We start from the raw sequence: 20,840 nt of genomic DNA, 5'->3' as shown, positions 1-20,840 counted from the left end.
CTAATTTCTCCCTTCCGAATATAGATGACAAGCTACTTTACGTTTATTCAATAAGTTTATTAAATCTGGTCTTGTGTCTTTACATACGCTCTTTCTTTCTGTACAACGGTCATAGAATCGACAACCAACTGGAGGATTCAAGAAATTAGGAATCCTACCATCAATACCATCGCCCATACTACCATCTAATTTTGGTATCGATGCTAATAAACCATTTGTATAAGGATGATAAGATTCTTCAAAAATTGTCTTAGCATCGCCTTCTTCTACAACTTCTCCAGCGTACATAACATAAACTCGATCGCTAATAATTCTTGCTACACCTAAGTTATGCGTGATGAAAATCATCGAGATTCCTTCTTCTTTAACTAGGCGTTTTAACTCTATTAATATTTGATCTTGTACAGATACATCAAGTGCTGTTCCTGGTTCATCTGCTATTAATAACTTCGGAGTATGCATTAAAGCCATTGCAATGACAATACGTTGACGCATACCCCCACTTAACTCAACTGGATAACGTTTCATAATAGCAGTAGGATCAGGAATACGCATTTTTTCTAATACTTCTATCGCTCTGCTATACGCTTCTTGCTTTAGTTTTTTATTTACTCTAGACAGGATATTTCGCTTTTTACCTTTCCACATATATACATCCATTAATTGCTCACCTATTGTAAAAACAGGGTTTAAAGCAGTCATTGGATCTTGGAAAATCATCGAGATATCTTGTCCTCGCATTTTTTGCATTTCATCTTTAGTAAACTTTAGTATATTGCGATTTTCAAAGAGAATTTCGCCACCTACATATTTAGCTGGTGGTGTCGGTACGAGTCCTAATATTGAACGCACTGTAACAGATTTACCACAACCCGATTCACCAACGATAGAAATTACTTCCCCTTCGTTTAGATGAATATTTACACCATTAATAATTTTTGCCGTTCCCTCGTAGGAAGTGAAGTGAACTTTCAAATCTTCAATACTAAGTAAAACTTTACTCATCATTCATCACTCTCCATCTAGACGTACGTCGAATACATCTCGTAGCCCGTCCCCTAATAAATTAAAACCTAATACTGTAACTAAAATTGCAAATCCAGGGAATGTTGCTTGCCACCACATTTCAGGTAAATATACCCGTCCTTCTGCAATCATAGTTCCCCATTCTGGTGTTGGTGGTTGTGCTCCTAAGCCAAGGAAACCTAAACTTGCTCCAGTTAAGATAACAAATCCCATATCCAACGTAGCTTTTACTATAATAGTAGAAGTACAGTTAGGTAATACTTCTATAAATGCAATACGCCACTTGCTTGCACCTAGACCCTCTGACGCTAGTACAAATTGCTCATCCTTTAAGCTTAACACTTCACCATAGACTAATCGGGTAAACCATGGCCACCAGCCGAATGAAATAGCGATCATAATATTAATCAATGTAGGTTCTAAAATTGCTGCAACAGCTAAAGCTAATACAAGAGAAGGAATTGCTAAGAAAATATCAGTAATACGCATTATTAAAGCACCAATTTTGCCCCCCCAAATACCTGCTATCAATCCAAGTGGGACACCAATGCCAATTGCAATAGCCAATACCAATATACCTAACATTAAAGAAATTCTTGCACCGTACACAACGCGACTAAAAATATCGCGACCTATTTCATCTGTACCAAAAAAGTGTTCTAAACTCGGCGGTTGATTCATTTTATCAAAGGCAATTGTTGCACCTGTAGCATCTGCAGGATAAGGTACAATCCATGGTGCAAAAATCGCCATAAATATTACGCCAACTACAATAAACAAACCAACTAAACTTAACTTACTTTTCTTTAACTTATACCATGCACGTTTATAGTCAAATCTTGAATTGCTTCCTTTAGCAACTTCATTTGTTACCGTTTCTGCACTCATCAGAACCCCCCCTATTTATCATACTTAATACGCGGATCTATAAATCCATATAATATGTCTACAATTAGATTCGTTACAGCAAAAACAATACCGATAACCAATGTGACACCAACTATAGCGTTATAATCTTTATAAATAACAGCTTGTACTCCATATTGAGCCATTCCTGGCCAACCAAATACAGCTTCTACTAAAAATGCATTACCAAGTAGCGCACCAAATGAAAGACCAATAATTGTTAATGTAGATGCAAAAGCGTTTTTCAACATGTACTTATACACAATCATAAATTTAGGTAATCCATATGATGTAGATGCAACAATATAATCTTTATGTAACTCATCCAACATATTTGAACGTGTTAAACGCATAATTTGAGCCATTGTAGCTATAGACAACGCGATAGAAGGTAGAATTATATGTTTTAAATTGTTTATAAAAGCCTCAAAATTTAACGTTAGTAGGCTATCCAGTAAACGTAATCCCGTAATTTCAGTAGGCACTATATTCCCACGACCTACAACTGGTAATAATGAGAACCAATATGCAAAAATAATTTGTAGGATAATAGCAATCCAGAATTTTGGGAGAGCAATACCAGAAAGTGAAACTACACGAGTTAAATGGTCTTGCCATTTATCTTTTTTAACTCCACTAATAACCCCTAATGGGACACCAATAAGAATTGCTAAAAACATTGCAACAAGCATTAATTCAAAAGTTGCCGGAAATGTTTCTACAATATCAGTCGCAACATTACGATCTGTTTGCAATGACAATCCCATATCCCCTGTAAATACACCTTTGATATAATTTACATATTGGATTACAATTGGGTCATTTAATCCCATAGAATCTTCAAACGCTTCAATTTGCTCTGCCGTTGCTTCTGGACCGAGTTTTAACCGGATAGAGTCACCAGGCATAATTCGAGATAAGCCAAAGATTAAAATCGAAAGACCAAGTAAAACTGGTATCATTTGCAAAGTCCTTTTAATTAAAAACTCTTTCATTCCTTCACATCCTTTTACATTATTAAGAAAATAGAGGCAGTAACGCCTCTATTTCTTAACCAAATTATTTGATTGATAAATAATAGAAACCTAAATCATAACCAAGAATACCAACATACGTATAACCTTCCACATAATCTCGGTAAGCAATTCGATGATTTGGATTCGCTACATAAATTGAAGGTGCATTTTCGTTAATTAATGCTTGTGCTTGAATATAATTTGCTAATTGTTCTTCAGGATCTACTGCACTACGAGCACTTTCTAAAAGTTTAGTAGTTTCTGCATCTTCATACCAACTTGAAGAACGGTAGCTACCATGAGCACTTGGATGATAAATGCCATATGTATGGCTATCTAAGTGTGGGTATTTTAATGTGTCTGAAATAACAACCATATGCGGAGTTGTTTCAGGTTTAGTAGTAGTCTCTGTAACAGTAGTCCATGGAACCCCATTTAGTTTTACTTTAAATCCTACTTCTTCTAAATTATTTTGAACTAATTGTGCTAATTGACGTTGTGACGGTGTGTCTGCCAAATACATAAATTCTACAGTCAATTCATCACCAGAGTATTTTGATTTAGCTAAGTATTCTTTCGCCTTTTCAACATCACGCTTATACGGTTGAAGATCGCTGTTATGACCTGTTACATTAATTGGAACTGGACCAATCGCTTGTGTTGCACCATTTAAAATTTGAGCATTCGCAACATCATAGTCAAATGCGTATAGAATCGCTTTACGCACATTAATATCATCAGTTGGAGCCTTAGCCATATTAATCGGAATATGTTGTAACTGTACGCTAGATTCTTCTTCTACAACAATTCCACTAGCTTTTTTAAACTCTTCATATGCTTCTACAGTTAACCATTGGTGAACCATATCTGCATCTCCTGAATTTAACATTGTTTTAACTGTAGCTTGTTCTGTTACAATTTTCATTTGTACTTCCTCTAACTGGCCCTCTTTCCAACCCTTCCAGTAAGAGTCATTTTTTGAGAAGTTTAAGTGAGAACCTCGGTTCCATTCTGTAAGTTTATATGGACCTGACCCAGCTACATTGTTTTCTAAATATGCTTGACCATAATCACCGAACTCACCGAAACTACCATCTACTGAATTTTCCTTTAATAACTCACTGTCTACGATAAATAATTGTGTCAAAGTTGATACGAATGGCGCGTAGGCATTATTTAATGTAAATTCAACCTGAGTGTCTGAAATAGCCTTTACATTTTCTGGATTTAAAACACCTTTCCATAACCAAGAAAATCCTTGTTGGATTCCAATTATACGTTGGATAGAATAAACAACATCATTTGCTGTGAATTTATTACCACTTTGGAAAGTTACATCATCACGAAGATTAAAAGTATATGTTTTTCCGTCTTCAGAAACAGTCCAATCTGTTGCTAAATGCGGACCTGGATCCATAACCCCCTCTTCAATTTTCGGATAAACTAGTGGATCATATGTGTTAAGAATAGAGATTAACTCTGTTTCATCCGTATGTTTTGCCGGATCAATTGAGCCAACTACTTGTTGCGCTACATAAACAAATGGTCCATCCTTTTTAGTAGTACTTGATGATGTTTCAGTGGATCCATCATTTGAACAAGCAGCTACTAAAAGTGCAGCCATAATTACTGATAAAAATAATATCCAAGACTTTTTCATATTACTCCTCCTCTATTAGTTCTCTTATTTGTGCTTTTTTTATGTTGTATTTATGGATATACAATTGTATGTTTTTTACCGCGTCTAGCAAGTAAGTAAAATATAATTGCTCTTGTTCAGATGAAATACGAAAAGATGGTCCTGCAATAGCTAAGGATCCAACAACTTCGACATTTGCATCAAATATAGGAACAGCTATTCCTGTCACATTGTCAGTTGCTTCTCCATGTGTTATTAGCCCGCCTTGTTCTTTCACTATCTTTCTCCTATTTTTAAGTGCTTCGCAGGAAATTATAGTTTTATCTGTACGCATTGGTAGTTTTCTAGAAATATACTTTTCAAATTCATCATCTGAAAGATTAGCTAAAATCACTTGATTCGAGGCTCCTGCATGTAATGGACGGCTTTCTCCTACATCGAAAACTAAACGTATACTATTAGAACTTTCCTCTATCAAAACGGATTCCCCTACATCACCCTCTCGCATTGTGAAAAATATTGTTTCGTTACTAATAGACACCAACTTTTTCATATGGGATTTTATAACCTTAGAAAAAGATTCTTTATGCCTAATTTCCGAGCTGAACTTTTCTAATTGTGGCCCAATCTCATATAATTTGGTTACTTCATTAAAGATTAAATATTCCTTCTTTTCAAAAGTACTCATAATGCGATGGGTTACTGTAACACTCATACCTAGTTGACGAGCAACTTCTCGAACTCCCCAATTTTTTTTCACTGTAAACAATTCAAGAACCGCCAAAGAATTCAATAAAGTTTTGAGTTCCATATCGCCCTCACTTAACCTGTTCCGTTTTTAGGAACATTTTTTATAATTGTTCCTATATTCGGATTATATTTTGTTTTCTGAATATTTTCAACACTTTTTTTTTATTTTGTAACCAAAATTGAACCATTTTTATTATTTTTTCGCTAAAACGCAAAGTGTATTAAGTATCACTTAATTTCTCTCTAATAACTGAAAAAAGTTGATCACGATGAAATCAACATCGAATCAACTCCTCCAAATCCTTATGTTTTATTAATATTAGGGCATCATGAAATTTCCTTTCAACTCTGCCACAAAGTCTACTAAATGCTTTCAGTGAATTTGGCCGAATTGCGAGAAAACACAACTCGTTATAGATGCTATGCTTGATTTAACTACTATAAAAAATTGTTATTTCATCATGCCCCTTCTTAAATGCTCTGAACATAGATATAAAAAGAGAAATAGGGCTAGCCCATCATGCGTAATACTCCCTTCAAACAAATAAAAAGCCATCCTGCTATAGATCCTCATCGGACAATGGCAAGTGCTAGCCTTTCGCTATGATTGTGCATGTCTTGATTGAAATGAAGGAAGACATGCACAACTTTTCCCCGCCCCCACCAGAAAAGGAAACGGATTGAACATGGGGGATGCTCTTAGGGAGGAATGGGGAAAATTTCAGCCAAAAACATTTTAATCACTGGTTTTCCTTTAGTATTTAAAGGTTCATTTCTAACAATGGCCCCTGTTTTTATCTGAAATTCATAGCAAAAGGCTAGCACTTGTTTCTATTAAAGAATTGCATTGGGTTAACCATCTAGATATGTACAATTTCTAATAAGAAGCGTGAGCATCACAGAATTTCCTCACAACTCGGTCATATTCATTTTAAAACTAAAAACAGACAGAACTATTCATTCTGTCTGTTTTTTTATTATTTCAATTAATTACTCTCCCCTTCTTAAACTAACCGACCCTATTAGTTCATTAACTACAACATAAGTTTGCTAATCCCCCTTGGTTCAACTCCCCGAATCGTTGGATCTATATTTTTTGCTCTTCCCTATATTTATTTAAGCATTTTTTACATATACAACGTTTTCTTCTACTTTCTTCAGGAACTAATTCAAAGATTTCATTAGGAAATTGTTCTGTGAAGCACCAGCAGATTCCCTGCTCACGAGCACCCGTCATACATTCGTTTTCCCATTCACATATAGGGCAATATTTTTTATCCAATAAAAGTCACTCCTCCACCCTCAAACGCTGATATCCATCTAATGTAATCTTCCCTTTTAAGCAGTCAAATTACTAGTCTTTCTTTTTCCTTTTAGTAGTTGGAATTATTCAAGAAACACCTTCAGTCTATTTTACGAGGAAATGTTCGGCCTTCTGACTGAGCTCTTTCTATATTGAGGTGGGATACAATTTGAGTTAGTAGTTGGATTGTTGCTTTTAACTTGTGGAGAGGGTTGAGATGATGAAAGGAATTATTACTGATGCGCGTTTCCGATTAATCCTTATGGCAAATATTGCATCATCGATCGGTACCGGAATTACGATGATTGCTGTTCCTTGGCTTTTAGTAACAAGTGAGGACGGAAATGTTTTATTTGGTTTTATCACCTTAGGTATGACCTTAATAAATTTTATGATTACACCTTATGTAGGAACGTTAGTTGATCGAATTTCTCGAAAAAATCTTTTGTTAATTAGTGAAATTTTATGTCTATTAGCAATCTTAATGTTTGCTATATTAGGATTTGCTGGGCAAACATATTCTATTTGGCACTACACCGCGATTTTTATGATTGGGAGTCTTTATTACACAATTTTTTATCCAACAATGTTTGCTATGAACCAGGAAATCTTTGATAAGAGTCAATACAAGGCATTGAATGGGACGATTGAAGTACAAGGGCAGCTTTCAAGTATGATTGCCGGTGCGGTTGCTAGCTACTTGCTCATCCATTGGGAGTTGCAGTTTATTTTATTGCTAAATGTGGCGTCTTACGCAGCTGCAGTCTATTTTTATGTACGTTTGCCTTATGAAAGAACGAAAAATATGAAGAAAGTGAATAGCCGTAAAGGTGATTGGGATGGCTTACTATACTTAAAGGAAAGACCCGCATTGTTCATTTTCCTTTTCTTCTCTACAATGCCCTTCCTAGGGGTAATGATTACAAACTACTTGTTTCCCGTGTACTTATCAGATGTATTGAAAGTGTCAGGCGACATTTATGCGTTAGAGAATATGATCTATGCAATAGGAGCAATCACTGCTGGAATGGCAATACCGATCATAGCCAAAAAATTTGGTAATGAATCTACTATATTAGTAGGCGTCGCTTTATATTCTGTTGCTATTTCGCTAATTGTATTTGTTTCACTACCCATCTATTTATCACTCATGTTCTTTCTTGCACTTGGGAATAGTGGGACGCGTGTTGCCAGGAATTCTTTCATGATGGACCAGATTCCTAACGAGATCATCGGAAGAGTAGATAGTCTATTCAGAACTGCCGGGTTATTATTTCGATTACTTGCCATTGCCCTTTTTACGAAAATGATTTCTTCAGATTTGATAATTATCTGTTTTCTTATTCTGAGTGGGATGATGATTATAGCAGCGTTTGCAGTATTTGTATCTTCGCGAAACGGTATGAACAAGGGAACGGAAGAAAAATTAGTATAATCTAGTGCACCCAAAAGTTAATGTGAAATCTAATCTTTTGGGTGCCTGTTTTCTATTTTTGAAGATGATGTTCATTAATTTTGCACTTCTAAAAATTCTTCTAAATTTGGAGATTGATAATATTTCGTAACCACTTGCTAAATCACAACATCTTCTTTTCCAACTCAGCTTTTTGACGCAGGTGATGACGAAAATGCATTCCTACCAAACTATACCACTCCCTTGCGTTTAGCCAACCAAACCCTCCATGCTCGACTTTGTTTTTTGGGTTAATAAAATCCACTTTCGATTCCCATTGGCTGTATCTTTGAATTAACAGATCCATCCTGCTAATTAGGTCTTCTTTGCTGTCCGAATTATTAGGTGGGGAATTTAGTTCATCTGGTAATCTTATTTTAATAGGCGGAAATCCTCCATTCCTAAATAAATCCTCACCAAACTGGGTTTTCTGAAGGGATTGTCCCTCATTTAATGCAGCACACGTTTCCATATTATCAAGATACTCATGGGCAACAATAATTAAATGGTCATACATCTGCCCAATAGACCAAACCCCTTCTTCAGAGATATATTTTAATTGTTCCAATGAATAATCATTAAGCGAATGTTTAAAATTAATAAGCAGTTTACTATCACTCATATAAATGCTCCTTTGAAAGGGTAAAATGAAATCTGAAATTTTCACCATTTAATATATTCTTCCATATATTCATATGATCACTTCGCCCCGCATGCCTTATTGCACTAACCTGCCTTTTTTACTTCAATAAGAAAAGGCATTTCTCCTTCTTGAAGAAATGCCCTCGTTACTTTAAGTATATTTCCTCACAATTTCTCTTTGTAACGAACAATATGGCGAGAGTAAAAAACCGACTATTGCTATAAGAAGTCCTACACCAAGGGTTATAAAGATGTTATCGAAAGGAGAAAGAAAAGAGTAAAATAACTGCATTGGTAAAATCGTCAGGGCTACAACCGTACATCTACCAAAAAAGGTTATCTCATGTTTAGTATCACATTTGTCACATTCAATTGGTTTGTATGCCCACCACTTATACGATTTAAAGATTTTACTCCAGCTAAATGATGAGTTACATTCTCCGCATTTTTGCAAGTTACCCCTCCTTAAAATGTATTTCGCTAATCAATAAGAACCTTAATATATAGTTTCATTTTATCATTTATACTTCATTTAATATTTTACTATTTTATTATTAACCTGCCTCGTTAGTAGTAAAAAAGCGTTCCTGTTTTGTACCAGAAACGCCCTCGTTCGTACTATAAGGTCAGCCACAGAAATCTGGTTGACTCGGGATAATTACGCCAATCTGCTTACCTTTACTTTTTTACAATCGGTATATAAATATCAAAATGTGGATCATTCGGATCTTGATTAGTTGGATAATATTCGTGTTTAATCGGCATATAAGGATCAAAGTAATCTACACCAGCTTCTCTAAATGCTGTATATTCACTATCAAATAACCATTGATGTAAATCCGTATAGGTCTTTTGTACATCTTCTCCTTTGTTATGTGTCGTCATCACATAAGTCCATTCTGGAACCCTTATTTCAATCATCCCTTCAGGTATTCCCTGCTCCTCACTCACTTCATATACCGCGTAATGTGCAAATCCATTCTCAATTACATGATATGATAAACCCAATTGAACATTGGGATTCACCTTATTCTCTAATTCATCTGCACGGTTTTTAGCTTGTTGAATTACGTTTTTTAAATTTGGTACAATTTCAGAGAAAGTTCCCTCCCATTTCAATCCTACTGCCCGATAGGCTGGTAAAGTTATAATTTTGTAGCTCAATTTATTTCCTCCCCTTTTTTCAATGTGTAAAAAGCTAATTATTTTCTTTTAGCTCCTCAATCTGGACAGATTGTTGAACAAAAAATACAACACTCTTAAACTAACCTGCCCCGTTATTCAATAAGATTCAACAAAAAAGACGGTAATCCCTCCCTCCTTGGATCAACGCCCCCTTTAGTTGAAGTACATTTATTCACAAACTTTGTATGCATCAATTACTATTTATCAATAACAATGGATAATTTATAATTTGCATACTCGTTTAATTCTTCCAGAAACTTATTCATTATCTCCGTGGATGGAAATTGACATTCGAGAATGTAACAACCATCTCCACTGATTTTATAGTTATTTATTATATATTTATCTTTCGTTTTGATGAATGACAAATAGGGTTGGTGAAAAATACTTTCAGTAATAATCGTAATAAAAGCATGTATATTGTAACCTAATTTTCCTCGGTTCACTTTAATGGTATAACCTTCAATAACCCCATTTTCCTCCAATTTAACCACTCTAGCCGATGTGGCTGGACCTGTTAAATGAACTAGCTCTCCCAATTCTTTCATTTTTATTCGACTGTTCTTGGAGAGTTCTTCAATAATTTTCATATCTGTATGGTCTAACATTTATTGAACTCCTTTCATTAATAAAGTCAAAGGGACAAAAGACTTTATTGAATCTATGTATTCGCCAATGGCTCATATTATAGACTATACATTGTTCAATAAAATTCTCAAAAAAAAAGGAGTTAATATAGGATGAATATAAACCACATTCGTAATGCAACAATCGTTGTTGAATACGCAGGGAAAAAGTTTTTGATTGACCCAATGTTAGCAGAAAAAGGAACTATGCCGCCATTTGGAACTGGTGTTGGTTTACCCCCTGCACCAAGAGAAGACCAAAATAATCCTTTAGTGAGTTTACCAACTAGCATTGACAATATTATATCTAATATTGATGCTGTTATTGTTACTCATTTGCATCCTGACCACTGGGATGAAGCAGCAATTAAAGCATTGTCAAAAGACCTCAAACTATTTTCACAAAATGAAGAAGATGCAACAGTAATCAGAAACACTGGTTTTCGAAATGTAGAAGTATTACAAGAGGATACAATTTTTGAAGGGATCCAATTAATTAAAACAAAAGCTGAGCATGGAAGAGGTGAAATCTTAGAGCATGCTGGTCATACATGCGGTGTTGTCTTTAAGAATGCTGATGAAAAAACATTATACGTTGCTGGCGATACAGTTTGGTATGATGCGGTACAAGAAGTTATCGATACACATAAACCAGAAATCATTGTTGTTAATGCTGGTGATAATCAATTCTTAGTTGGTGGTTCTCTTGTAATGGGGAAAGATGATGTCTTTGAGGTAGTTAAGGCTGCACCAGAGGCAAAAGTTATTACTGTACACATGGAAGCAGTAAATCATTGGACATTATCGAGAGAAGAATTAAAGAACTTTATCAATGAAAAAGAAATTGCCTATAATGTGTTAGTTCCAAATGATGGCGAATCATATACATTTTAACACTAAGAACAGACAGAACTAGTACTATTTCATTCTGTCTGTTTTTTTTATTTATTATTTCAAGTAATTACTCTATCCTTCTTAACTTACCTGCCCCTATAGTTGAATAAGAAAAAAGAGCTGCATCAGCAACCCTATGTTCTTGAACTAAAGCTCCCGTTAGTTTAACAAACTGGCAAAAAATAACAGATTGAGGTTATTCTATTGAACTTGAAAAAGATTCTTGTTTTTTCCACTCAGAATCAGAACCCCATTTCAACCAATACTCCCCTTTTTGTTTATCAAAGATGACATAGACATCACTTGTTAATGCGATAAAATCATATCTAATTTGTTCATTTTCAGTCTCTTTATTGTCTTCCTGATTGATTGTAAAAGATTGGGAGATGAACCATGAACCTAAAAGGATGCATATTCCCAAAAATACAATCGATAACGGTAATAAACTTTTACTCATTGACTTTCCACCCCTTAAAATTGAGTTCTACAATCCTATGGTCATTTCCTTCTTAAGCTAACCTGCCCCGTTAGTACAATAAGTTCAACAGAAAGGGCTTTAATCCTTCTTGGATTAAAGCCTCCGTTAGTTGAATAAGAGCTATTACTTTATTTGGTAATCCAACCTTATATCCAGTTTTCTATACATACTACCTTTTTAGCATCTGCATCTAACTTCACTTTTTTACCAATAGCTAATGGATGCATCGGATGGGTATGACATGTATCGAATTCAGCTAAAATTGGAATGTCTATTCCATCTAATTGTTCAATCAATAAATCTAATGGTCTTTTTCCTGTTCCTAAATCGTCGTATTGTTCATGTTTTCCTAAAATAATGCCTGCAACTTTTTCAAATACACCATGTAACTTGAGCATAGCAAAGTTTTTCTCAACAACAGAGGCATTTTTTGTACAGTCCTCAATTAGTAATATGTCGCCATCCTCAATTATTGGAAAATAAGGCGAACCAATAAATCCGTACATTGCATTTACATTACCACCTATTAATCTACCTTCTGCTACTCCGCCTTGCCCAGTTATCCACTCATTACTATAAATTTTTTTCTCAGTCGTTTTTTCAAGCCAATTGACTGCCTCGTCAGACCAAAATGGTGGCATTGGTACTTCGTATGGAAGCCTATTATCTTCCAGGAAATATTGTTCAAAATAACGATATGTATCTGCTACAAGAGGTTCAAATTCACCAAAAGAGGGGATAAGAGCAGGACCATAATATGTTGTAATACCTGTTTTTGCAAAAAGTGCAAGTAAAACAGCGGTTGCATCCGAATATCCAATGATTAACTTGGGATTTTCCTTAAATGCTTCATAATCAATATATGGCAACAAACTATTTGAATTTGTACCACCTATAGTAGACATAATCATCTTAATCTCTGGGTTTCGTAATAATTTATTTAGTTCCTCTGCACGTGCTTTGGGTGTGCCTGATCGATACACATCTGATTGCCCAGTCAATTCTCCTTCTACAATAGCAAAACCTTTTTCTTCTATAAAAGCTTTAGCACGTTGATAACGTTGATATGCCGTAACTGTTCCAGGAGTAGATGGGCTAAATATCCCAATCTTATCTCCTTTTTTTAAGCGTAAAACCATATTAATAACCTACCTTCTAAACCTTATTGGATATAGATATTTTATTACAAATATCAATGCAAGTGTATATGGGCTAATTGGATTAACCTGCCCCTTTAGTTGAATAACTTCAACAAAAAAGGACATTAATCCTTCTTGGATCAACGCCCCCGTTATTTGAATATTGGTTTCTTGATTCATCATGTAGCTTTTTCTACTAAGAACTTGTGGTACCATCATGTTAATTACGTTAATTAAGCTTTAGTGAAATAGAATTTGATTCTTGAGTTACAACAATATTTTGTTGTTCAGAGTGTCCATCTATATATTTTACATTTACGTTGATGATGATATCCTCAACGATTACATAATTCCCATCATGAGGAATAGCAAGTGTATATTTATGTTGATCCTGTTCATTGTAATTAACTGTGTAGGAATTTCCAATTTCCTTTATACCCTTATATACAGCCGATCCAGGCTCATTAGAAATGAAATTTATCTTTTCCGATCTTACCCATTCACTGTCTTTATACTCTTTTAATGAAAATGTAACATCCTCAATAAACTTTCCTTCGCTTATGGTATACGTGATTAAGTCGATCTGTTCTCCTATTATATTGAATCTAACATCTGTAAAAATTAAATTAGCTCCATCCCCACTCATACTTACAACACCTAGTCTATCTTCTGTTGATAATTCAATAGTAGCTTTTTCTGATGTAATCGTTGTATCAATCTGTTTCCCATCATCACTCAATGCATAAGCTGTGATCGCAAAATTTGCAACTTGGAACTCTCCATTGTTATTAATATATGGCATGCCTATCGTAATAGATAAAAGGATTCCAAATGCACATGCTACCGAAATCCATCTTTTATAATTTACTTGAACCGATTTTTTCTTTCCTATATTCTCTTTCACACGATCTTCCATAGCTTTAGACATTTCAATAGAAGTAACAGCATCTTTGATCTTCTCAAAGTCCATATTCATTCTCCTTTCGATATCTTTCTCGAAGAAGCTCTCTTCCCCGTTGTAACCGCTTTTTCACCGCTGACGTAGTAATGGTAAGGATTTTCGCTATTTCATCGACTTTATAGCCCTCCACATAATGAAGTAACAATACAACTTTAGGTTTAGTTGGCAATCTCATTAGATGGTCGAGTAAACCATGATTTTTATCATTCTTAGAATATAGCTGTAAATCATTGATATCTATATGTTTACGGATAATATTGTATCTTCTCATATTCTTGCAGCGATTCGTTGCAATCGTGATTAACCATGCTTTTTCATGTTCTGAATCGTTAAAGGTTGGAGATTTCGTTAGATAAGTAATAAAAGTGTCTTGTACGACATCCTCTGCATCTTTCTCATTGCATAAAATAACAAGACAAATTCTAAATAGCATATTGCCATATGTATCAACAATTCGCTCTACATCTAGTTCTGCCGACCAAACTACTTGTTGCAACATTCCTCCACTCCTTTCACTACTAACACACTTGAAGATACCGAATGGTGACTTTTTGTTTTAGAAAAAACACAACCTAATCAATATGTACCTCGTTCAGTACATTGATTGAACAACAAATATTCGAAAACGTACTCTAATTAGGAAAACACTAACACAACAACTGACATCATTAACAATAATTACCACCCAAAGAAGTGCTTAGTTCATTGAAAAACTAAGCACTTCTTTATTATTTTGGTATTCAAATATTTAACTAAAGACCCCGTTAAGAATGATATTTACATAACGATCATTGCTTTACCAATGCAGATAATTCACCTTCAAAAACTTTTTCTTCATTATCATTGAAAGTAGATAATAACACTGTGAGGATACCCGTTTCATTTTTTATAACTTTCTTATCAATAACCTCAACAATGACATGTAATTCATTATTTGGATACACTGGCTTTATAAATCTGATATTATTCAGTTTTGTTCCTGCAATAACATCCTCGCCATATTTACCTTCTTCGACCCAAAGCTTAAATGAAATTGCTAGTGTATGTATGCCCGAAGCGATGATTCCGTTAAATCTTCCCTGATTTGCTTTTTCCTCATCTAAATGCATATATTGGGGGTCAAATTCACCAGCAAACCTCATAATATCCTCTTTTGTTAATTTGTATGGTTTAGTTTTGAATACATCTCCAATTGTAAATTCCTCTAACCTCATATAAACACCTCTTATTATTAGTAACAAAACTACTAAACAATTTTAACACCTACTAATAATAGTTAGTAACAATTCCACTTTAAACTAACCTGCTCCCTTTAGTTAAAGAGCATCAATAGAAAAGGCATTAATCCTTCTTGGATCAACGCCCTCGTAGCACAACACTATTAGATTAATTAAAAGAAAATTAAAAGCAATGCACCGACTATGAAACAATAATATGTGAAATAAACTAGCTTTCCAGTTTTCATAATTCCCATAAACCACTTCATGGCAATATAGGACATTAATAGAGTTGCTAGAAACGCTGCTAAATATGGTATTGCTAAGTCTGCTTTATTGGACTCATTTAAGAAGTCAGATAAACCTAGAATTACTCCTCCAAGGCTTACTGGAATGTACAACATAAATGAAAAACGGAGCGCTGTATCTTGTTTCATACCAACAGCAATCGCTGAAATAATTGTTGCACCTGAGCGACTAATCCCAGGTGTTAAGGCAACTGCCTGCCCTAAACCAACAAGGAACGCATCCTTTATAGTAATATCACGTTCACCTTTAGTTCCTTTCATATTTCGAATTAACCATAAGGCAATACCTGTAACTAATAACATTATAGCGATTGTTGTCATACTAACATTTTCCGCAATATAGTCGCTTAATAATATCCCTAGAACACCTGCTGGGATCGTACCAATAACTATAAAGCAAACAAAGCGAAAGTCACTCAGATAACGTCGATTTTTCGTTCTTACATATTGAATGGAATTGCTCGCTAGTCTTACAATATCCTTTCTATAAATATAAAGAATTGCAAGGAGCGAAGCTGTATTCGTTAATATCGCAAAAGTAAATCCCTGTTCACCTAGTCCCAGAATTTCACTGGCGATCATTACGTGTCCACTAGAAGATACCGGAATCGGTTCAGTAAAGCCCTGAACTAACCCTATAATAATCATTTTAATTATGTATATTATATCTAATTCTCCCATGTCTCCTCCTACAACTACACCAATAATACAAAAACGAAATACATACAGAAAATGTTTCCAGATTAGGTCATAAAACTAAAGATACAGATCATTTTTTATTGTACAAATATAAAGCTATGAACATTAGTGCAACGGCAGCGATTTTGTTCGTGTCTACTGGACGACGCTCTGCACCAAACAGACCAAAGTGATCAATTAAGACACTTAAGATAATTTGCCCAACGATGATGGCTAGTAAAGTAGTTGATACGCCAATTTTTGGGACAACAAGTACCTGAACGATGACGAAAAAAGCACCTAATATCCCACCAACTAATTGCCATTTAGGAACGGTAGCCATAGACGAAATTTGACCATTCCCAGCAAATATTAATATGAACAATAAAACCAATGTTCCTAATGCAAAATTAAAAAATGCACTTTCAATAACACCGATTTTCTTCCCTAACCCACCGTTAATTTGAACTTGGATAGCCATTACCATTCCACCAATTAGCGCAAGCAATGGAAAAATTATTTTTAATAACATCAATATTCTCCTTACAATATAGCGATTGCACTTAAAAAAAAGTGCCCATTTATTGCATACCTTCTGAATGATTTTACCACTCATATTTAAGATCTGGAAATTCAGTTTTATGTTAGATCAAGTTTTATCCTAACTCTCTATTTCAACAAAAAAAGACATTACCCTTCTGCTGGATTAATGTCTTCTTTATATTTTTGGGATAACTGCCAAACCTAGAACAATTTCTTTTTTATAGATCGCTCGAGAATCTCTAGAATTTGACCGAGTTCTTTTGCTGTCTCCATTTTTTGCGGATCATCGTTTTCGTAGGATGCAACTGCTTCCTTGTAACGTTCTAAGGTGTTACGGGTTAAATCTTCATTTACAACATTAAATTTCAATTCAGAGTAAAGATCTCCATGCTGTTCGCTCATAAACATTCGAATATGGCGTGCAGTTACGAAAATATATTCTCCTTCATCATTTGTAGTCACACTAAGATACGAATCTTTTAAAAATGGTAAGTCAGGCTGTGGATCCATTGGTTCTAGACGTTCTGGCATCCTCTCCGAAAGTTTCATTAACTGTAATTGTGAAATACCTGCAAGTTTTTTATATTCCATTTCCGCATCCATAAACGCGTAACCACCGTCTTCATCCAAACCAATATTTTTATTAAACATTTCCCAATGTAGCATCTCGTACTCTTTATTTACTAATAAATAATGTTCAATATATTCTTCCTCGGTAATACGAAGCACATGAAACATCTTCTTAAGATACGCGTTTAAAACTGGATCCTTTTTGTCATATTCATAGCCACTTCGAATCCGTTCGCGAATCTGATCGCGGCGGGCGTCATCCCACTTATGACCATGTTGCTCTAAATGGTGGAAAAGCGAATACATTTTAATCGTTTCACTTAAGCTATAATACTCAACTTCTTCATTCGAATAAAAAGCTGGATCTCTATGAAACATCTCATATCTTAAAATTTTGACTGTTCGATCATCAAATTTACGAAAGCTTTCAGGTTCCACTGACTGCTGGGAGTCTGCAGAATCCTGTGTATCGGCTAACTGATCTAATTCTCCGGATTGATTTTCTGATTTATTGAGTAGATTCATTGACATTAGCACTGCACCTACCGCCAAAATAATTATTCCAATTACAGAATAAAATATGTATCGTCTCTTTGGAGTTTTTTCCATTCCCCTCACCTCTTGTTTAAGATTCGATTGCCTCTGCCCTATCTACTATACGAATAAGATGGATAAAAGTTCCAGTAATAGGAATTTACCCTAATTCACACGCATCCACCCTTTCTTGAATATCGATAGTTTGTGTGAGAAGATTTACAAAAGTAGAATTCTTAGTAGAGGTAGGACAAATGAAACATTACGATATTATCTTTTTTGATGTAGACGACACACTTTTCGATTTTGCAAAATCAGAGCAAGCAGCTTTTTATAATGTCTTTGATCAATACAATTTAGTAGATAACTTAGCGCTTTACAAAATGAGATACAAAGAAATTAGTAAAGTGTTATGGAGAGATTTAGAGAATGGAAAGATAAACCTTGCTGAACTAGGTTCTGAGAGGTTCCGGAGATTATTTGTGGAACACGAACTAAATTTTGATGCAAGTTCATTCAATCAAGAGTATTTAAAGTTTCTTGGAGAACAATCACACCTCATCCAAGGTGCTGAAAAAGTTATTAAGGGGCTCTCACATAAACGCCTAGCTATTATTACGAATGGATTCGCACATGTACAAACAGCAAGAATTAATAATTCCCCTTTAAAGGATGCATTTGAACATATTATTATCTCTGAATCTACAGGATTCCAAAAACCGCAAAGAGAAATATTTGATTACGCGTTTGATAAGCTTCAGATTACGGATAAGGCAGGCGTACTAATGGTAGGTGACTCGTTGACTTCCGATATGCAAGGTGGCATTAACTATGGGATTGATACTTGTTATTTCAATCCAGCCCACAAGGAAAATCATACTTCTGTCAAACCAACTTATGAAATCGATCACTTAGAGAAATTGTTAGAGTTGATTAAATAACAATTCAATCATAAAAAAACACTACTAACCTCAAATAGTTTAGTAGTGTTTTCCTTTATTTAATGCATCATTAATTTACTGTTTTATTCTTACTGCCAATAGACCAAATCATGACCGGGATAAGTAACAGGGCTAAAATCCCTCCACCAACCGATAACGTTGCGTAACTTGAACCAGCAACGACCATTCCTGACATGACTCCCCCAGTGGCGCCAGAAAGAGCAACTAAAACATCCACTGTCCCTTGGGTTTTAGCTCGTGTTGAAGTTTCAGTTGAATCTACAATAAGTGCTGTCCCACTAATCAAACCAAAGTTCCACCCTAATCCAAGTAAAGAAAGAGCTATTACTAGAAGAAGAATAGAATCTCCTGGTGCAAGTGCAGCTATTATACCTGCTAGAAGCAAAGTAATTCCTGCAGCAACAGCCATTACAGTACGTCCTAACTTATCAACAAGGATCCCTGTTACTAGAGAAGGGAGATACATTGAACCTACATGAAACCCAATTACTAGACCTACCTCACCTAAGCCGTGTCCATGATGCATCATATGAACAGGTGTCATTGTCATAACTGCAACCATTACAATTTGAGTAAGTATCATAATTGTAGCACCTGCAATTATGCCTTTTTTATTTCCTACTTGTTCAGTAGCGGCTGTATGTAGTTTTTCATTCTGTACTTTTTTGGATTCTTCTATTGTCCTTGCAATTAATAATGGATCTGGACGAAGCATTATGAATAGAACTAAACCTGCTAGAATATATGCTACTGCTGATAAAATAAAGGGCCCAGCAAGTGATGGAACACCGATAGAAACAGCTACATTACCCATTACATTAACTAAGTTCGGACCGGCAACTGCACCAAAGGTTGTAAAAACCATTGTAAGACTAATTGCTGTCGCCCTTTGTTTACTACTTGCTAAGTCTGTACCTGCATAACGGGCTTGTAAATTCGTTGCTGTCCCCGCTCCATATACAAGTAAAGAAATAAATAACAGAAAAATATTACTTACTATTGCTGCAATTATGACTCCTATCGCTCCCAGCCCACCTAGCATAAATCCCGTGGTTAGACCTGTACGTCGACCAAACATTTGCGAAAGTCTCCCGACTAATAGAGCAGCACCTGCTGACCCTAATGTAAATAGAGCTGTAGGAAGTCCAGCATATGTATTAGTACCGAGCATTTGTTGTGCAAGAAGTGCACCTACTGTAATTCCAGCTGCTAACCCTGCACCTCCAAAAATTTGTGAAATACTAACAACCATTAATGTCCGTTTATATAATGATTGTTGTTTTTCTTCGGAATCTATATAACTTTGATTCACTTGAAAAGTTTTACTAGACATTAGCTAAACCCCGATTCATTTTTATTCTAAATTTTGATTACCTCTTAATGAAAACACACCTATTTTTGCTTTAAGCGGAATGGTTCTCTACAATCAGCATACAAGTTTTAATTCTTTCATATATTTCTAAATATAGGAAGTATAAATTTAAGAGAAATATAAACTAATAGGAGGGCTAGCATTGGATAATAAAGAAATAAACTCAAAAGATACTGATAAAAACAGACAAGAAGTGACTGTTAATAATCACTTTAGTTTTTCTATCAATTTCGGTGATGCGCTAAGTTTACTTGCTTTAATTGCGGGTTTCTTTCTTATTAAAAGAGTTTCAAAACAAAGAAGGAAGTGGTTCAATATTCATCTCACCTAGGCAAAGAGTATATAACTCTATGCAAGGATTCACACAGTTATTCGTTTGTAGCATCATACTCCGTGGACAAACTTTTACAATTCCCCTACTTACAATATGGCGAGCTACCCAATCTCATTAATTCTTTAACGCCTTGAAAAATCCTTTAAATATAGGTGCATACTATGGTGAAAATACTATTTTCCACCTCTTATTTTTGTTACAAAATATTATTATTTATGTAGAAAAATTTGTGTTGTATTTGCTTTAGGACATGTTAGAATCAAAGAGAAAAAGCAGTTTTTCGAATTTTAAAAATCTACATGAG

At 34.9% G+C, this 20,840-nt stretch carries 23 protein-coding genes; 4 read left to right on the top strand and 19 right to left on the bottom strand.

Going from position 1 to position 20,840, the window contains the following annotated elements:
- The 6 genes from CD29_RS08075 to CD29_RS08050 all read right to left on the bottom strand — a co-directional run bounded on the left by CD29_RS08075 (position 1) and on the right by CD29_RS08050 (position 6,619).
- Entirely contained in the window at positions 1–1,008 is a 1,008-nt protein-coding gene (locus CD29_RS08075; RefSeq protein WP_052124073.1) for an ABC transporter ATP-binding protein, read from the bottom strand.
- Positions 1,009–1,011: 3 nt separating this feature from the next.
- A complete protein-coding gene (locus CD29_RS08070) occupies positions 1,012–1,914 on the bottom strand; it encodes an ABC transporter permease (RefSeq protein WP_036185157.1) in 903 nt (300 codons plus the stop codon).
- Between the two features lie 11 nt (positions 1,915–1,925).
- Positions 1,926–2,927 carry an ABC transporter permease gene (locus CD29_RS08065; RefSeq protein WP_036185155.1) on the bottom strand — a complete coding sequence of 334 codons (1,002 nt, stop codon included), beginning with the start codon at positions 2,925–2,927 and terminating at the stop codon, positions 1,926–1,928.
- Between the two features lie 64 nt (positions 2,928–2,991).
- A complete protein-coding gene (locus CD29_RS08060; RefSeq protein WP_036185154.1) occupies positions 2,992–4,608 on the bottom strand; it encodes an ABC transporter substrate-binding protein in 1,617 nt (538 codons plus the stop codon).
- 1 nt (position 4,609) lies between these two features.
- Entirely contained in the window at positions 4,610–5,398 is a 789-nt protein-coding gene (locus CD29_RS08055; RefSeq protein WP_052124072.1) for an IclR family transcriptional regulator, read from the bottom strand.
- 1,026 nt (positions 5,399–6,424) lie between these two features.
- Positions 6,425–6,619 carry a cysteine-rich CWC family protein gene (locus tag CD29_RS08050; RefSeq protein ID WP_036185153.1) on the bottom strand — a complete coding sequence of 65 codons (195 nt, stop codon included), beginning with the start codon at positions 6,617–6,619 and terminating at the stop codon, positions 6,425–6,427.
- Positions 6,620–6,857: 238 nt separating this feature from the next.
- Between CD29_RS08050 and CD29_RS08045 the strand changes: the two genes are divergently transcribed.
- Positions 6,858–8,075 (top strand): MFS transporter, encoded by a 1,218-nt coding sequence (locus CD29_RS08045; protein ID WP_235801797.1) that lies wholly within the window; start codon positions 6,858–6,860, stop codon positions 8,073–8,075.
- Between the two features lie 142 nt (positions 8,076–8,217).
- On the opposite strand, the gene CD29_RS08040 is transcribed toward CD29_RS08045, so the two are convergent.
- The 4 genes from CD29_RS08040 to CD29_RS08025 all read right to left on the bottom strand — a co-directional run bounded on the left by CD29_RS08040 (position 8,218) and on the right by CD29_RS08025 (position 10,528).
- A complete protein-coding gene (locus CD29_RS08040; protein WP_036185150.1) occupies positions 8,218–8,715 on the bottom strand; it encodes a DinB family protein in 498 nt (165 codons plus the stop codon).
- A 171-nt stretch (positions 8,716–8,886) separates the two neighbouring features.
- Positions 8,887–9,189 carry a TIGR04104 family putative zinc finger protein gene (locus tag CD29_RS20930; protein WP_036185147.1) on the bottom strand — a complete coding sequence of 101 codons (303 nt, stop codon included), beginning with the start codon at positions 9,187–9,189 and terminating at the stop codon, positions 8,887–8,889.
- Positions 9,190–9,413: 224 nt separating this feature from the next.
- Entirely contained in the window at positions 9,414–9,899 is a 486-nt protein-coding gene (locus CD29_RS08030; RefSeq protein ID WP_036185145.1) for a GyrI-like domain-containing protein, read from the bottom strand.
- Positions 9,900–10,117: 218 nt separating this feature from the next.
- Positions 10,118–10,528 (bottom strand): Lrp/AsnC family transcriptional regulator, encoded by a 411-nt coding sequence (locus CD29_RS08025; RefSeq protein ID WP_036185143.1) that lies wholly within the window; start codon positions 10,526–10,528, stop codon positions 10,118–10,120.
- 132 nt (positions 10,529–10,660) lie between these two features.
- On the opposite strand from CD29_RS08025, the gene CD29_RS08020 reads away from it, so the two are divergent.
- Positions 10,661–11,440 carry an MBL fold metallo-hydrolase gene (locus CD29_RS08020; protein WP_036185141.1) on the top strand — a complete coding sequence of 260 codons (780 nt, stop codon included), beginning with the start codon at positions 10,661–10,663 and terminating at the stop codon, positions 11,438–11,440.
- Positions 11,441–11,636: 196 nt separating this feature from the next.
- Here CD29_RS08020 and CD29_RS08015 read toward each other — a convergent pair whose 3' ends face one another.
- The 8 genes from CD29_RS08015 to CD29_RS07980 form a co-directional block, all read right to left on the bottom strand.
- Positions 11,637–11,897, bottom strand: coding sequence for a hypothetical protein (locus tag CD29_RS08015; protein ID WP_036185139.1), 261 nt, complete (start codon positions 11,895–11,897; stop codon positions 11,637–11,639).
- A 167-nt stretch (positions 11,898–12,064) separates the two neighbouring features.
- On the bottom strand, positions 12,065–13,057 hold the full coding sequence (locus tag CD29_RS08010) for a S66 family peptidase (RefSeq protein WP_036185137.1): 993 nt from the start codon (positions 13,055–13,057) through the stop codon (positions 12,065–12,067).
- Positions 13,058–13,286: 229 nt separating this feature from the next.
- Entirely contained in the window at positions 13,287–14,027 is a 741-nt protein-coding gene (locus tag CD29_RS08005; RefSeq protein WP_036185135.1) for a hypothetical protein, read from the bottom strand.
- On the bottom strand, positions 14,017–14,517 hold the full coding sequence (locus CD29_RS08000) for an RNA polymerase sigma factor (protein ID WP_036185131.1): 501 nt from the start codon (positions 14,515–14,517) through the stop codon (positions 14,017–14,019). Before CD29_RS08000 ends, CD29_RS08005 begins: the two co-directional genes overlap by 11 nt.
- Positions 14,518–14,806: 289 nt before the next feature.
- On the bottom strand, positions 14,807–15,232 hold the full coding sequence (locus CD29_RS07995) for a MaoC family dehydratase (protein ID WP_036185128.1): 426 nt from the start codon (positions 15,230–15,232) through the stop codon (positions 14,807–14,809).
- Between the two features lie 176 nt (positions 15,233–15,408).
- A complete protein-coding gene (locus tag CD29_RS07990; RefSeq protein WP_036185126.1) occupies positions 15,409–16,224 on the bottom strand; it encodes an undecaprenyl-diphosphate phosphatase in 816 nt (271 codons plus the stop codon).
- Positions 16,225–16,312: 88 nt separating this feature from the next.
- Positions 16,313–16,753, bottom strand: a complete 441-nt coding sequence (locus CD29_RS07985; protein ID WP_036185124.1) for a DMT family transporter — start codon at positions 16,751–16,753, stop codon at positions 16,313–16,315.
- A gap of 212 nt (positions 16,754–16,965) precedes the next feature.
- Entirely contained in the window at positions 16,966–17,943 is a 978-nt protein-coding gene (locus CD29_RS07980; RefSeq protein ID WP_036185122.1) for a hypothetical protein, read from the bottom strand.
- A 179-nt stretch (positions 17,944–18,122) separates the two neighbouring features.
- On the opposite strand from CD29_RS07980, the gene CD29_RS07975 reads away from it, so the two are divergent.
- A complete protein-coding gene (locus CD29_RS07975; RefSeq protein ID WP_036185120.1) occupies positions 18,123–18,809 on the top strand; it encodes a YjjG family noncanonical pyrimidine nucleotidase in 687 nt (228 codons plus the stop codon).
- 70 nt (positions 18,810–18,879) lie between these two features.
- On the opposite strand, the gene CD29_RS07970 is transcribed toward CD29_RS07975, so the two are convergent.
- Positions 18,880–20,163 carry an MFS transporter gene (locus CD29_RS07970; RefSeq protein WP_036185117.1) on the bottom strand — a complete coding sequence of 428 codons (1,284 nt, stop codon included), beginning with the start codon at positions 20,161–20,163 and terminating at the stop codon, positions 18,880–18,882.
- A gap of 181 nt (positions 20,164–20,344) precedes the next feature.
- Here CD29_RS07970 and CD29_RS07965 point away from each other — a divergent pair, with 181 nt between their 5' ends.
- Positions 20,345–20,533, top strand: coding sequence for a hypothetical protein (locus CD29_RS07965; RefSeq protein ID WP_036185116.1), 189 nt, complete (start codon positions 20,345–20,347; stop codon positions 20,531–20,533).
- Positions 20,534–20,840 lie beyond the last annotated feature (307 nt).

The organism is Ureibacillus manganicus DSM 26584 (assembly GCF_000772945.1).
Lineage (GTDB): Bacteria > Bacillota > Bacilli > Bacillales_A > Planococcaceae > Ureibacillus > Ureibacillus manganicus.
The sequence above is the reverse complement of the archived record's forward strand: the minus strand, read 5'-3'. Positions and strand labels throughout refer to the sequence as shown.